The following is a 14,460-nucleotide window of genomic DNA, read 5'->3' as shown; positions in this document are numbered from 1 at the left end:
TGTAGGGTGGGTCGTTTTCGACCCCACAGAGCTGCTTCTTAAGCAATTTGAATCCCTTTTTTCAAAAAATAACGCTGTATGAAATAAGCAATGATTAACATCCCAAATCCTAAACACAAGGTAATCACTCCCATTCCAAAATAATAGCCCTGATAAATCCGTATACTTTCAGCCGCTGAAGTAACGGATTTCGGAATGGCCACCAGTGCTGCCAATTGCCCTGAAATGGCATTGGACAATGAAGAGGCTAAGTACCAAACACCCATAGCGAATGCAATTTCATGACTATCACAATAAAGCCCTATCATGCTTAAGCCAACAGCCGAAACCCAAAGTTCGGCAAGCGTAATTAATACATAAGTTAAGCCAATAAAATTACCATTGGCATAACCTTGATGGCTGATTGCAGCAGCAAAACTTAATAGCAGGAGGGAAAAACCTGCTAATAACGTACCTGCTGCAAATTGATAGGGAATGGTGAAGCGAGGAAAATAAGCGTAAAATCGGGGTAATTGGGTTCCTAAAACAATAATCAGCAAAGGATTTAGCATTTGATATTGGGCAGGGGAAATAGACAGACCAAGAAGCTGCAAAGTAGAGTTGTTTTTTGCAAAAAGCACCAAAGTACTGTTCATTTGATTATAAATCACAAAAAACACCACGGCTTCTATAATAAGCAGCAAAGCAATGAATTGTTTACTACGGTTTTCTTTAGGCAATGACAAGGTTCTTGCAAAAAACCAAAAAATACCCAATGTACAACCCACGCTAATAAGAATGCTTGCCTGGTAAACATGGGAATAAGCAAAGAGGGTAAACAAATAAATTATGGCGATATAAAGAAATAAACTCAGTTTATTTTTTGTGGTAAAAGGGGAAGTATCTTTCCCCCAAAGAACGTTATCGTACAAAGAATAGCGTTTGGCAAAATTTAAAGCTGCAATTGACTTTCCAATAAAAACCAGGGTAAGCACCGATAAAGGACCATAGTGACTGTCAAGTAAGGCAGGGGAAATAATCGTTGCCAATAAGGCCCCAACATTAATAGCCATGTAGTAAAAGGTCATTGCTGATTTTGCGTTAACCGCATCATCGGCATAAATACGGGAAACCATGCTTGAAGCGGTTCCCATCAGCAGTGAATTGGTGGCTGGCACAAGGGCATAGGCCGCAATGAACAACTTATCTCCATAAGAAACTAGAGTATAACCACTGAGCATAATGAATAGATAAGCTAATGCCAGCATAATGCTGCCCAAAAGAATCGCTCGTCGGATGCCTAAAACTTTGTCTGCCATGAAACCACCAAGAATCGGCATCAAATATCCTGTAGCCTGACTAATACCTAGAAAAGCATAGGCTTTCTCTTGTGAGTAACCAAGTCCATGCGCGAGTAGGGGACGTGTTAAGAAAAGAATAAGTATCGTGTTGAGCGCATAAACGGAAAATTGGCTCCAGAACGTTATAAACACAATATTTGTGGTTTGCTGTTGGCGAGTGCTTAATTGAGGAAAGATACTTCGTATCGTTTGTGCCACCATATCAACTCCCTGTCGATAACAGTATTGCAAGATGTGCAGGCATCGATAATGATTTCATTTTTAAATGGGCTTGTTCAAAAAATACGTACTTGGCTTGTCTCTCTTATTTACACCTTTCTAAAAAACCAGCCCAGCTTTACTTTCCTACGTCCTGCTGTTTGACCCTGAATCTTCTAAATCTCTCTGAAAACGCAGTCCAGTTACCTTCCCGACGTCCCGCGGCTTTGTCCGTGGGATCCAAAATGCTGCGCTAAAATACTGGACAAGCAGTATACAAAGAATAGGGACATTTAAAAAATTACTTTATCGCAAATTTTATTTTTTAGCTAATATGACGTCAATAATGTGAGTGTCATGATAGGGAAAGGTAAAAATCTGACTAAAAAGACGCTTTAAGCGTTTTAACAAGAAATTTTTAGGTAGCATCCTAATTGCCAGGCTGTTTAAAAACCAGGTGCCTTCAATACCAAATTTGATGAGTTCATCAAGATTTTCCAACATGATAGGAATATATAGACGCTCATGGCGTACCATTTTAAATTGATGTTGGGTAAACACATGCATTAATTCATCAAGTCCGGATGCAACGGTTGAGTTTTTTATCAAGGACTTATAATAATGCCCTACCACAGTACTTAATAAGTTCCCTTGGGCAATAAAATTTGCCAAATAATGTTGTGCTACCGGGAATGATTCATAGGTGGTGGTAATTAACGAAAAATAACCATTGGCACGGGTCAACAAATCTGCCTCATTGAATAAGGTATTAATGGGGATATAGGCATTAATAAAATGGGCTAATACCAGATCCTGACTGTGATGAGGAAGGTACTTGCTTGCTTCAGTAGCGCTGGCTTCAATGGTTGTTAACGGTAAATTTTTACGAGCTAATTCTAACATTTCAGAAGAAATATCAATGCCTGTAAAGTCCGCCTGAGGCATGAATTCTCGAAGCCTTTCCAGAAAAGCACCATTACCTACCCCAAAATCCAATACCTTGTAATGAGGCCGCAATCCTAAATGCTCGCGCTTAATTTGTGCTATCGCCGCACGATGACTTTGACTTATCGAACCAAAACGATCCGCAGTAGCATAATGGCCCGCTATATGATCATACATGGCCTTTAAGGACACCTACATTTCCGAAAATTTCAAACATTCGGACAGTATATCTCTAATTGCTGGCGTTTTGCGACTATTCTTTATAGCTTATTAACCACTACCTCACAAAAGCTTAATATAGTAAGGAAAAAGTGGAAGATTTTTTATTTTTCTGATGGTATTATCAGGCCAACAAAATTTAAAAAATAAAAATAATTTGCCGTTTAGGACGTTATAAGGAGTGGCAGTGGAAGGAAAGCATTCTGTTGTAATGCCAAATGATGAAATAGATTTAGTGGATTTATTTCGTACTATTTGGAAGCGTAAGTGGTTTATTTTATTTGTTATTGTAATTTTTGGTTGTTTAGGGGGCCTTTATGCTTCGTTTAAAAAACCAATTTATGAAGCAAAAGCACTTCTCTCTGCGCCTAGTCTGGCAGACATCGCTTTGTTAAATGATGGTCATTCTCATGGAGATACTTCACTTATCACCCCATTTTCTATATCAGAAGTGTATCAAATTTTTACTGATAATTTGTTATCAGAAGCAATAAAACGACAGTTTTTCCATACTATTTATCTACCCTCATTAAAAAAGGATAAACAAAACTCTTCTCTAGATAAGCTTTATAATCGCTTTTTAAAAAAAGTATCTATTTCTGAAGTTTCTAAATCTGCCATGCCTAAATATCTTTTAAAAGTGGAGAATAATAATCCCTCTCAGGCTGTGCAGTGGTTGAAAGAATATATTTCATTAGTGAAAAAAAACACATTAAACAATTTATTGAAGATTATAAAACAGCAACATCTCACTGTTGCACATGATCTTAAAAAGCAAATCTCATTTGTAAGAGGGATTGCGAGAAAAAAACGAGCTGATCGTTTAGCGCAACTACAAGAAGCTTTAAAAATGGCTCAAACAATAGGAGTAAAAGAACCTTCTATTTCTTCTTTAAATGGAACATTAACCGATGCTTCGACGCTTAATGATCCAAACATGATGTATTTACGGGGCAGCAAAGCGCTAGAAGTAGAAATTCAAAATTTATCAACAAGAAAATCAGATGATGCTTTTATACCTGAACTGAGGGAATTAGAAGCAAATTATCATTTTTATAAAACATCCAAGATTGATTATGAAAACATAAAAACTTTTCATTTGGATGGAGCAATAAAAATGCCGGATATGCCTATATCTCTCCCCAAAAGTACTATAGTTTTGTTGTCACTTTTGTTAGGGTTGCTGATAGGGACAATGGGAGTAGTATTACAATATTTATGGTTCAAAAACAAAAATAATTAATTAGCTAAAGGGATTTTATGATTAGTACCTTGACGGTTTTTGGCACGCGTCCTGAAGCTATAAAGTTGGCGCCTCTTATCAAAGAGTTTGCACTGCATCCAACAATAAATAATAAAATCTGCATAACAGGACAACATCAACAGATGCTTATGCCAGTGTTGGATTTATTTAATATTAAACCCGATTTTAATTTAGACGTGATGTCTATCAATCAAAGTTTGACCGCATTGACTATAAAAATTCTCTCAGGCATAGAAGAATTATTAAAAAAGTATAGGCCGAATTTAATTTTAGTCCATGGTGATACCACAACCACTTTTGCGGCGACACTTGCAGCCTATTATCATCAAATTCCTGTGGCGCATATTGAGGCTGGCTTGCGTTCAGGGAATATTAATTCCCCTTGGCCTGAAGAAGCTAATCGAAAATTAACCGCCACCCTAGCAGATATACACTTTGCCCCCACTCAACTTGCATGCGATAATCTTTTAAGAGAAGGAGTGTCGTCAAAAAAAATTCATGTTACCGGCAATACCGTGGTGGATGCATTATTCCACATGATAAAAAAAATTGATCTGGAGCCTGAACTTAATGAACAACTAGCAAAGCATTTTCCTTTTCTTAATCCATCTCGTAAAGTTATTCTCATAACGGGGCATCGGAGGGAAAATTTTGGTAAAGGGGTAGAACGAATATGTCAAGCGATCAAGCAAATTGCTTTAAATTTTCCTGAAGTTGATCTTGTTTATCCTGTCCATTTGAATCCAAATATTTTACAACCTGTAAACAGTTTGTTGAAAGGTATCTCTAACGTTCATCTAATTGAGCCTGTAAATTATCTTCCTTTTATCTATTTAATGAAATGGTGTTATATCATCCTAACTGATTCAGGTGGGATACAGGAAGAAGCACCTTCTTTAGGTAAGCCAGTTTTGGTGATGCGTGATACTACAGAGCGTTTAGAAGCAATAATTGCCGGTACCGTAAAATTAGTTGGTTCAAGTGTGGAGAACATAGTTAACGCTGTATGTGAATTACTAACCGATAAACAAACTTATTTAAGAATGAGTGAAGCTAAAAATCCCTATGGGGACGGATATGCTGCAGCAAGAATTGTAAATCTTATTTCTGAAATGCATTTTGAAAAATTGCCACACAGCACCGCTCCTCAAGAGGTTGCTAAATATGAACATATTAAAAAGGAAGAGATTCTTCTATGATAGATTATCAATCTTTATTTCCGAAAATTTCTGTTATTGGTTTAGGATATATTGGTTTACCCACGGCTGCAGTGATTGCGTCGCGAAAAATTGAGGTTATAGGTGTAGATATTAATCCTCAAACGGTAGAGATTATTAATCGCGGCCATATACATATAGTAGAGCCTGAGTTAGATATTATTGTTCATTCTACTGTTAGTGAAAGATATTTACGAGCAACTCTGTCGCCTGAGCCAGCAAATGCATTCCTAATCGCTGTTCCCACCCCTTTTGAAGAAGGACATCAACCAGATCTGAGCTATATTCGTGCAGCAAGTTTGGCTATCGCTCCAATGTTGCAGAAAGATAATTTAGTTATTTTAGAGTCTACCTCCCCGGTGGGTACAACGGAGCAATTGGCGGAGTGGCTTGCAAAGGCTCGCCCTGATTTGACTTTTCCACACACTCATGGGAATGAGTCTGATATTAGAATTGCTTATTGTCCTGAAAGAGTTCTTCCTGGTCATGTTTTGCGTGAATTAGTGCAGAACGATAGAGTTATTGGTGGCATGACAACAAAATGTTCGGAATTGGCGGCGCAGCTCTATAAAATTTTTATTGAAGGTGAGTGTATTATTACTGATTGTCGTACAGCAGAAATGTGCAAATTGACTGAAAATAGTTTCAGGGATGTTAATATAGCTTTCGCAAATGAACTCTCCATGATTTGTGATAAGCTTGGTATGAATGTCTGGGAACTTATTCGGATAGCTAATCATCATCCACGCGTCAATATTCTTGAACCTGGTCCTGGAGTAGGTGGACACTGTATTGCAGTGGACCCCTGGTTTATTATAAGTAAATCTCCAGAGGAAGCTCGTTTAATACGAATGGCTCGGCAAGTTAATGACAGCAAGCCTGAGTGGGTTATACAGAAAACAAAAGAAGCGGTCGCAGAATTTCTCCAGCAAAATCCTAACAAGACTATCAAAGATGTTACAATTGCATGTTTTGGTTTAACTTTTAAAGCAAATATTGATGATCTAAGGGAAAGCCCAGCATTAAAGATTGCTAAGAATATTATCGCTAGCCATCCTGGTTTAGTGTATGTTGTTGAACCTAATATTGCTCAACTTCCTCCCTCAATAATAAATACTGAACTTAAATCAGTAGAGGATGTTTTGCCTGAAGCGGATATTATATTGCTTTTAGTTGATCATAAAATATTTCAAGATATTGATAAACAAGCCAAACCCGGGTGTAAAATAGTGGACACAAAAGGTTTATTTGAATATACAAATGAAACTTAATGAGGTAGGAGTGGCTTTAAATTTAGCAGAATCGTAAATCGATAAATACTTCCAATAATGGTTGCAGATAAAAAGATATAATGGTATTAATCCAACTCACTGTTTACCTGTGAATTTCTTTTTAATTCATCCTGGAGAGTTCGTATTTAAGTGATGGCTATTTTCGATGTGTTGCTTTTATTTAGAGCTGAATTTGCATTTAATACTATTGAAAATCAAAAGGAGTATGTATGAATAACTTGAAGTTATTAAAAAAACGAACTTTTTTAGCAGCAACTTGTCTGTGTACTTCTCTTGGTTTGAACTTATTTTTTATCAATAATGCATATGCTTATTTTGACCAAGGAACTGGTAGCCTTCTTATTCAATCTTGCATTGCGTTTTTTGGTGTTATGATGGTCTATCTTCATCGCCTAAGAGCTGTTTTTTCGTCCTTCTTCCGACATTTGTTTATGAAATTGAGAAAAAAAACAATAGCATCTAAAACCGAACCTGAAACTAAAAGTACTGAGGTTTAAATAAAATTGTCTACATTTGAAAAACAACGGCTCTCTTCTTCCTTCAGAGATCCTAGTGGATATATTATTTATAACAAAGAAGCAGAGACTGTCCAGCGGGTCATTTTGTCTTCTTACCATGCTCAGTATGCTCACTTGATGCAATGCGGACTTTATGAAAAGTTGGTGAAAAATAATCTTTTGGTAAAGCATCAGCTTATTTCTCAGTCTACGAAAGAAATCATAATAGAACCACAGCAAATTCCTTTTATTAGCTACCCATATGAATGGAGTTTTCAACTATTAAAAGAGGCTGCGTTACTAACGCTGGACGTTGCAAAAGAGGCTTTAAATTACAATATGTATCTTAAAGATGCTACAAGCTATAATGTACAATTGTTCTATGGTAAACCAATATTTATTGACACTTTGTCTTTTGAATTTTATCAGGAGGGAGCTCCTTGGTGTGCCTATGGTCAATTTTGCCGTCATTTTTTGGCACCTTTACTTTTTATGAAATATAAGACACTTACAGTGTCAAAGATATTAGCGCAATATATTGATGGGCTTCCCCTTGAATTTGTGAGTGATTTACTACCATTTCATACGCATTTCTCGCCATTCATTAAAATGAATATACATATGCACTCTAAAAAGTTGAAACAATTTAATAGTAACCAAACTATAGCTCCCGCACCAAAGTTGAACAAAAAGAAATTGCAACATATGTTCGAGTACATGAGTCTCTTTATTCGCTCTTTAAATTACACAAAGAGTAAAACAGAATGGGGTGATTACTACAACAATACAAATTATTTATCTAATGCTTTTAATGAAAAGGCAAATATTATATCGCATTGGATAGAGCGTATGGGTGCAAAAAAACTTTGGGATGCAGGAGGTAATAATGGACATTTTTCTCGACATATTGTACATAAAGCAAAGCAGATCATTGTTACTGATATTGACCCTGTTGCAATAGATTATAATTACAAAATCAATAAAGAAAAACAAATAGAGTCTATTGTACCTTTAGTTGTAGATTTGACTAATCCATCACCTGCTATTGGATTTGATAACCAAGAGCGCCTGTCGTTCACTGCTCGCTTGTTAGAACAACAGATTGATTGTACTTTAGTACTAGCGTTGATTCATCACTTGTGTTTATCTAATAACTGTACTTTTGAAATGGTTTTAAGTTATTTCAAAAGAGTCAGTTTATTTTCAATTATTGAATTTGTACCTCCAGAAGATTCATGGGCTCAAACTTTATTAGCACAAAAAAGAGAATCTCAGAATTTATTTAATTTTTATAATCAAGATAATTTTGAATCTGTATGCGGAGAGCATTTTGATATTGTTGACAAAATTACTATTCCTGATTCCCTGCGTACATTATATTTGCTAAAGAGAAAATAATATGGAAAATCAATATAAGCTTTATGGATTAGGGGTATTATTACCAATTTATCCCTTATTATTTTACGTGGCTAATAATGCTCAAAGTTTTGCTCTCCCTGAAATTGCGATTACTCTAGGATTGCTAATTATTGCAAGTATCTTAAGTTTAGGATTATTACAATTAATATTTATAAAATTCAATTTTAGCAAAACCCTATATATTAAAATCTGTACAGGATTATTATTACTATTCTGGCTGGTAATGATGAAGCAAGCTATTTTTGAAAATCCCGACCTGTATAATACTGCCAAGCTATTAACGGGCTCAAATTATCTTAAATGGATAATTTATGGAACGTCTGCCTTCCTCATTTTTGCTCTTGGATTTTTTCTTATCTCTCAAAACTTGGCTTTTTTTCTAATTTTATTAAGCATATTAAATCTTTGGAATATTACTCAGGCTATTTATCCAGCATTCGATACAACAAACAAGGAGATCGTTGATTTTAAAGAAGAAACAGTGGAGATGAAGAAAAGAAAAAATATATTCTTCATTTTGACTGATAGTCTTACTAATATAAATGGTATGGAAATGTTGGGCCTTAAAATAGATATGCAACCATTCCTTACATGGATGGAAACAAAAGGATTTACCCACTATCCTAATTTTTATACTTCATTACAACCCACAATGAATGCACTTTATACTTATATGAATATGAGTTATAAGAAGGATGGAACAATTGCATATTTGAATGGAAGAAATCGGCGAAATGATATTATAAATGATGGAAAATTATATCAAATACTTAGAAAAAATGGCTATGCTATAAATATTTTTCATGAAATGGATTATCTTTGGGATGGAAAGTGTGCGGCAGATGTTTGTTATTTTGCCAATCAACATTTAAAAAAGCCGCTAAAAGTTCGTGTTGTTGCTACTATTGCTCTCTTATTGCCTTCTTCCTTTCGTCATTATCTGACTCCTGCTGATACAAATTTATTTGCTGATCCAGCTCTACAAGCCAGCCATAATCAAAAAGAGTTTATTGATAGCACAATTCGTTTTCTAAAAAAAATGGATCTAAGTCAGCCAACGTTTACTTACATCCATGCATTTACTTTACCTACCCATTCTGCAACGGATATTGCAACGGTGAATAATTGTAATGAAAAGATTGAGATTGATCTGTATAAAGAAAGAGTTAAGCGAACTACAAAATTTTTATCCTCAACAATCCAAACCATCAAAACTCGAGATAAAGATGCGATGATTATTATTGCAGGGGATCATGGTCCTTATATCTTTAGACACTGTACCCGTGATGGAATATATCGAAAGAACGAAATTATGGAACGGCAAGGAGCATTTTTAGCTGTCAAATGGGGAGTTGACTATGACAAAAAATATGATGGCAACATTAAGTCCTCTCATAATTTATTTAGATATATACTCTCATTTTTGGCTAATAATGAACAATTATTAATTGATAAAGAAAAAGATAATGCGTTTACTTATTATCCTGGTTCCAATGTCTATTCTGGCTCCAAAGTAGCATTAACAGTTAGAGACGGTCTACCTGCTAATAAATTTAAGGCTGTGACATAAGTGTATAGATAATTTTTCTCAGGTAGTAAGATGAAAAAAATCCTAAAGATTCCAGCTTTGTTTCATGAAAATTTTCGACGTGTATGGTCAAGATTGCTAATGATTTTGTATAAGATGAGGTTTCATTCTTGTGGTAATAATGTAATTTTTGATCCCACAAACTCGGTAATGACCTACGAAAGTATCGATATAGGAAGTTTTGTTTTTATTGGGGGAGGGGCATGGATGTCAGCTTCTGAGCAAAATCCAATAAAAATTAGTTCTTTTGTTATGTTTGGCCCAAATGTCACAATCTTATGTGGGGATCATGAGATAAGACAAATTGGTATACCTATGTTTTTGGCTCAAAAAAGTGGATATGAAAAAAAATCAGGAGCAGTCACTATAAATAGAGATGTTTGGATTGGCGCTAATGCAGTGATTTTAAAGGGCGTTTCGATTGGAGAGGGTGCTGTAGTTGCAGCCGGTAGTGTAGTCACTAAATCGGTGCCTCCATATACTATTGTTGCGGGTGTTCCTGCCAAAATTGTTAAATCAAGATTCTCTGAAGATGAACTTAAAAAGCATAAAGAGATTTTGAATAGCGGAGATTAAAATTGATTCAAGGAGCTATTTATGTAGTAGGTGTTGGTTTATCCCGTTTTGCTCCGATAATGCTAGGTGCCTTGATTGCTCATAAATTAGGAGAAGATGCCTATACACAATTCGTTCTGTTTTTAACCATTTCAAATGTTGTTACTAATTTTTCTCTTATGGGGACTATACCTCGAATATTATCTCTACCCAGTGATTCAGAAGATCGACTATTAAGGCTACAATATGGCGGGTTTGCAAATCTCTTGTTTGCCTTAATCATATTAAGTCTCTTGTTTCTTTTTGGTATTTGCTTACCTGAGAGACCTGACAGCGTCAATGCGCATGTACAAATTCTGATTTTTATATCGATTCTTTTTTATTGTCTGGGATATTTTCTTCTTTCCCTCGCTTCTGCAATTTTAAATAGGTCAAACGAACATCGTTTAGCAGGGTACCTATGGTTCTATAATAGTTTAATAATATTTGGATTAAGCGTTTTTTTGATTATCTTTGACAACTATTATTTGCTGTTGCTGCTGTTTTCATTAATGTGGATGTTTTTAGGGCTGTATAGCTGGTTCAAGATTACAGGAAACTGTATTAAATTGTGCAAAAAAATTTTCAAAGATAATTTTTTGGTAGAAATGGCAAAGTCTACTTATAGCGCTTTATTCGGCTTGCCTTTTTTGATTATATTTTTCCTCTTTGGAAAGCAAATTAATGCTTCTCCTGACATTGTAGGTAAGTCAGCCTTTTTTTTAGGATTTCAGCTTTTTACAGTGGTTATATTTATACCAGGAATATTAGGAGGAATTCTCGTTCCGAAGTTAAGTCAAAATTTATATAAACAAAAAAAAGTGCTAATTAGTAATTTAAATTTTTATTATTTGATTGTTGGCATTATATGGTTAGCTGCTGTCTGTTTGGCATTACCATTACTATTCCGTATATACGGAATAGTAATGTCAAATAAAATAATAATAGTTGTTTTGTTATGGCAAATTTCTGGAATAATAGCCTCCTTAGGAGCCATTCAAAATCAATTGTTAGTTTCCCAAGGTAAATACACTTTTTTGCTTATAGGAAGTTTATTATGGGCTATTATTGCTGTTTCTATAGCTGGATTTATACGTGATCAAATGCTAGGGAAAGTCGTTGGTATTTTGGGTGCATATCTAGTTCTTCAATTTGTGTATTACTACAAAAATAATATTTATATATTGGAAAAAAGAGTTTCAAATGGAGCATGATAAAATTAATTTTTTGGCTAACCCTTACAGCCCCCATGTACGACATTGGGAAGAGTTATTAAGATTAGCTGGATATAACATTTGTATTCATACAATACATTCATCAAAAAAAGAAAAGCTAACAAGTTCACGTGTTGAAAGAATACTTCCTTTGATTTTAAATCATATTCCAACCACATTAAAATATATACTGGCGGGTCTTTTTATAAGAATTGTAAGCGTACGATATCCTTCATTTTTTCTACATGCACATAATACTTCAGGATATGGTTTAACGGCTTTCCTATCAGGAAAACAATATATTATAACAACCTATGGCAGTGAAATTTTCCAGTCTCATAATAAAAGTAAGTTATATTATTATTTAATTCGTTTAATACTTAAAAAAGCAACAGCTATATCTTCAACCTCACCAGAAATGACTAAAGATTTAATTTCTAAATTTGGCGTCGACACAAATAGAATTTTTGAATTTAGTTTAGGAATTTCAAATATCTTTTGTTATGAGCAAAAAAATAAAGATGAAATAAAAACGCATTTTGGAACATTAGATGGCCCTATTTGGGTTGTTAATCGAAGGATTCATCCACATTACCATACTTTGGAGGTGGCTCAAGCTTTTATGCAGTTTAGAAAAAAAAACAAAGTAGGTACTTTGATTCTACTTGAAGGTGATTCAGATTATAATTATCTGGAAAAAGTTGAACTTCTTTGTACTGATAATTCTTATATTAAACTAATAAAGGGTTTTTTATCTCAACAAGAACTTGTGAAATTTTTATCAATAGCGGATTTTTCAATATCTGTACCCGAGTCCGATCAATTGTCAAGTTCTATTCTAGAGGCCGCAGCATGTGGAGCTATACCTTTACTTGCTGACCTAGATTCTTATGCTTCCTTGCGTGAATTTAGCATGTTTTTTAAAATTTCAGATTTGAATAACGTCAGCTGCTATGAGCAAATATTTACTAGGTCTTATGCGATGCTACTAAATGAAGAATATAAAAAATGTCAAACCCGCATGCTTAACAAAATAGAAAATTTTAAAATGGATTCATTGGTGCCAAATGTGAAAAATTTATATAAATTTATTCATAAAAAAATAGATGATTTCTGAAACGACTGTAAGCAGACATAACGGTAATATCTATAGGTTATATAAATACTATGATCCTCTTGGACAGATATATTAATTATGAAAAAAAATATTGCATATTCAATTAGCTCCATTGAATTAATTTTGGGGCACATTTTTTTAACTCTAGCTGCTTGTGTCTTTATATTTTACTGGCTTAGTCTTAGTACTGAGGTCATTATTTCTGCTTTTGGTTGCTTCATTTTTGGAGCTATTCTCGCAAGTTACAGATCAGTAGTGAGTATATTTTCGATATCTACTATTTGTCTTTTAGCTCTTTTTTTCTATTCAATGGCTATTCCATTACACCACTTGGTATACTCTGATTATGACAGCGAAGGAGTAAGCTTTGTTACAATTAACTGTGTAGCAGCTCTGTTAGGATTAGTATCAAGTTATTATTTTGTGGGAAAGCCTAATTTTTTTGCTAAGCAGCTTTACAAGGATGAGTTAGTGTTTGGCTTTGTAACTGTTTCCTTAGGCGTCATTGCATTGCTCATAGCTATCTCAGTGTCTGTTGGTTTTTCAGCATATCTAAGTGCTGGTTATGCTGGAAGGGCTTTAATAAAAAGAGAAGTGGGGCCGATAGAGCTGGGTCTTTATTATTCAATTGTAGGTTTTCTTTTTCTGGCATATTCATGGTTATATGATCCTGTACGAAAGAGACGAATGTTAGGCTTTTTTTTAATATTGTTCCTACTTTTTTTTGTTATAGGAGTTAGCTATTTAGGTATTAGAAGGCCAAGTTTTTTTCTAATTCTATCTTCTCTTTCTATGTATTTTTTAAAAGTTAGAGGTAGAGTTTCTAAAAAATTAATTTTATTTTCTCTTGCTTGTGTTTTTTTATTTGGAATTTTTGCTAGTTTTAGGCAGGTGTTATCTGATCAGGGCGTTATGGCGGCTTTCTCTTATATTTCAGGTCATTTTAACTTGACATGGTTAGATTTATCCAAAAGTGAACTCGGTGCTCCGTTCAGAGCAATGCTTCAGGTTAAAGATCATTGGTTCATAGATGGTTTTCAGCTTGGAAAAAGTTATATGGAAGCATTTATAAATATTATTCCTTCATCAATTTTAAAGTTTTCAGCTAGTCTAAGTGAACAATATACGAAAGAATTTTTTTCTGCTGACTACATCGCTATTGGTGGAAATATGGGTTTTTTTCCCGTGGCTGAAGGATACCTAAATTTTGGGACTATAGGTGTTTTTGCCGAATTTTTTTTAGTGGGAAGTGTAATCAAGTATATAGAGAATAAAGCAATAGTGAACCCTAGACCTATCAATGTAATTTGGTATGCAATAGTGATTCCGTGGTTTTTCTTTTTTTTGCGAACCGACTTTTCTTCTTTTCTAAAGTCTTTCGTTTACTCAATCTTACCTGTTTTTTTTGCGTATGCTCTTTGTTACCCATCTTTTTCTCAGAGACAAAAATCATATTTTTCTTTCACGATACCAAAGAGGGCAACTAATTCTGAATAAAGAATAGCGAATATAGAAAATTGTTTATTTGATCATGACAGAATCGTCAAAGATTATGT

Annotated in this window: 12 protein-coding genes; 10 read left to right on the top strand and 2 right to left on the bottom strand. The window is 34.5% G+C overall.

The window, feature by feature from the left end:
• Positions 1–38: 38 nt before the first annotated feature.
• Positions 39–1,541, bottom strand: coding sequence for a peptide MFS transporter (locus tag Ljam_RS05135; protein WP_058449056.1), 1,503 nt, complete (start codon positions 1,539–1,541; stop codon positions 39–41).
• A 315-nt stretch (positions 1,542–1,856) separates the two neighbouring features.
• Positions 1,857–2,675, bottom strand: coding sequence for a class I SAM-dependent methyltransferase (locus Ljam_RS05130; protein ID WP_058449055.1), 819 nt, complete (start codon positions 2,673–2,675; stop codon positions 1,857–1,859).
• A 214-nt stretch (positions 2,676–2,889) separates the two neighbouring features.
• Here Ljam_RS05130 and Ljam_RS05125 point away from each other — a divergent pair, with 214 nt between their 5' ends.
• The 10 genes from Ljam_RS05125 to Ljam_RS05080 all read left to right on the top strand — a co-directional run bounded on the left by Ljam_RS05125 (position 2,890) and on the right by Ljam_RS05080 (position 14,401).
• Complete coding sequence (locus tag Ljam_RS05125) at positions 2,890–3,945, top strand: LPS O-antigen chain length determinant protein WzzB (RefSeq protein ID WP_058449054.1); 1,056 nt, start codon at positions 2,890–2,892, stop codon at positions 3,943–3,945.
• Between the two features lie 17 nt (positions 3,946–3,962).
• A complete protein-coding gene (wecB, locus tag Ljam_RS05120) occupies positions 3,963–5,165 on the top strand; it encodes a non-hydrolyzing UDP-N-acetylglucosamine 2-epimerase (protein WP_065235525.1) in 1,203 nt (400 codons plus the stop codon).
• Complete coding sequence (gene wecC, locus Ljam_RS05115; RefSeq protein ID WP_058449053.1) at positions 5,162–6,454, top strand: UDP-N-acetyl-D-mannosamine dehydrogenase; 1,293 nt, start codon at positions 5,162–5,164, stop codon at positions 6,452–6,454. The genes wecB and wecC overlap by 4 nt, the downstream gene beginning before the upstream one ends.
• A 230-nt stretch (positions 6,455–6,684) precedes the next feature.
• On the top strand, positions 6,685–6,972 hold the full coding sequence (locus tag Ljam_RS05110) for a hypothetical protein (RefSeq protein WP_058449052.1): 288 nt from the start codon (positions 6,685–6,687) through the stop codon (positions 6,970–6,972).
• Positions 6,973–6,978: 6 nt separating this feature from the next.
• Positions 6,979–8,370 (top strand): class I SAM-dependent methyltransferase, encoded by a 1,392-nt coding sequence (locus Ljam_RS05105; RefSeq protein ID WP_058449051.1) that lies wholly within the window; start codon positions 6,979–6,981, stop codon positions 8,368–8,370.
• Between the two features lies 1 nt (position 8,371).
• The gene (locus Ljam_RS05100) at positions 8,372–9,961 is read left to right on the top strand and encodes a sulfatase-like hydrolase/transferase (protein ID WP_058449050.1); all 1,590 of its coding nucleotides are present in this window, start codon (positions 8,372–8,374) and stop codon (positions 9,959–9,961) included.
• 30 nt (positions 9,962–9,991) lie between these two features.
• The gene (locus Ljam_RS05095; protein ID WP_058449049.1) at positions 9,992–10,555 is read left to right on the top strand and encodes an acyltransferase; all 564 of its coding nucleotides are present in this window, start codon (positions 9,992–9,994) and stop codon (positions 10,553–10,555) included.
• 2 nt (positions 10,556–10,557) lie between these two features.
• On the top strand, positions 10,558–11,787 hold the full coding sequence (locus tag Ljam_RS05090) for a hypothetical protein (RefSeq protein ID WP_058449048.1): 1,230 nt from the start codon (positions 10,558–10,560) through the stop codon (positions 11,785–11,787).
• Positions 11,777–12,904 carry a glycosyltransferase gene (locus tag Ljam_RS05085; RefSeq protein ID WP_058449047.1) on the top strand — a complete coding sequence of 376 codons (1,128 nt, stop codon included), beginning with the start codon at positions 11,777–11,779 and terminating at the stop codon, positions 12,902–12,904. Before Ljam_RS05090 ends, Ljam_RS05085 begins: the two co-directional genes overlap by 11 nt.
• 78 nt (positions 12,905–12,982) lie before the next feature.
• Positions 12,983–14,401: an O-antigen polymerase gene (locus Ljam_RS05080; protein ID WP_058449046.1), complete on the top strand. Its 1,419-nt coding sequence runs from the start codon at positions 12,983–12,985 to the stop codon at positions 14,399–14,401.
• Positions 14,402–14,460: the final 59 nt, after the last annotated feature.

This window comes from Legionella jamestowniensis (assembly GCF_001467745.1).
Classification (GTDB): domain Bacteria; phylum Pseudomonadota; class Gammaproteobacteria; order Legionellales; family Legionellaceae; genus Tatlockia; species Tatlockia jamestowniensis.
The sequence above is the reverse complement of the archived record's forward strand: the minus strand, read 5'-3'. Positions and strand labels throughout refer to the sequence as shown.

What these genes read in the sequence shown, in the direction of transcription:
- Ljam_RS05110 (WP_058449052.1), top strand. Translation starts at nt 6,685, where the DNA reads ATGAATAACTTGAAGTTATTAAAAAAACGAACTTTTTTAGCAGCAACT.
- Ljam_RS05085 (WP_058449047.1), top strand. Translation starts at nt 11,777, where the DNA reads ATGGAGCATGATAAAATTAATTTTTTGGCTAACCCTTACAGCCCCCAT.
- Ljam_RS05135 (WP_058449056.1), bottom strand. Translation starts at nt 1,541, where the DNA reads ATGGTGGCACAAACGATACGAAGTATCTTTCCTCAATTAAGCACTCGC.
- Ljam_RS05100 (WP_058449050.1), top strand. Translation starts at nt 8,372, where the DNA reads ATGGAAAATCAATATAAGCTTTATGGATTAGGGGTATTATTACCAATT.
- wecC (WP_058449053.1), top strand. Translation starts at nt 5,162, where the DNA reads ATGATAGATTATCAATCTTTATTTCCGAAAATTTCTGTTATTGGTTTA.
- wecB (WP_065235525.1), top strand. Translation starts at nt 3,963, where the DNA reads ATGATTAGTACCTTGACGGTTTTTGGCACGCGTCCTGAAGCTATAAAG.
- Ljam_RS05080 (WP_058449046.1), top strand. Translation starts at nt 12,983, where the DNA reads ATGAAAAAAAATATTGCATATTCAATTAGCTCCATTGAATTAATTTTG.
- Ljam_RS05095 (WP_058449049.1), top strand. Translation starts at nt 9,992, where the DNA reads ATGAAAAAAATCCTAAAGATTCCAGCTTTGTTTCATGAAAATTTTCGA.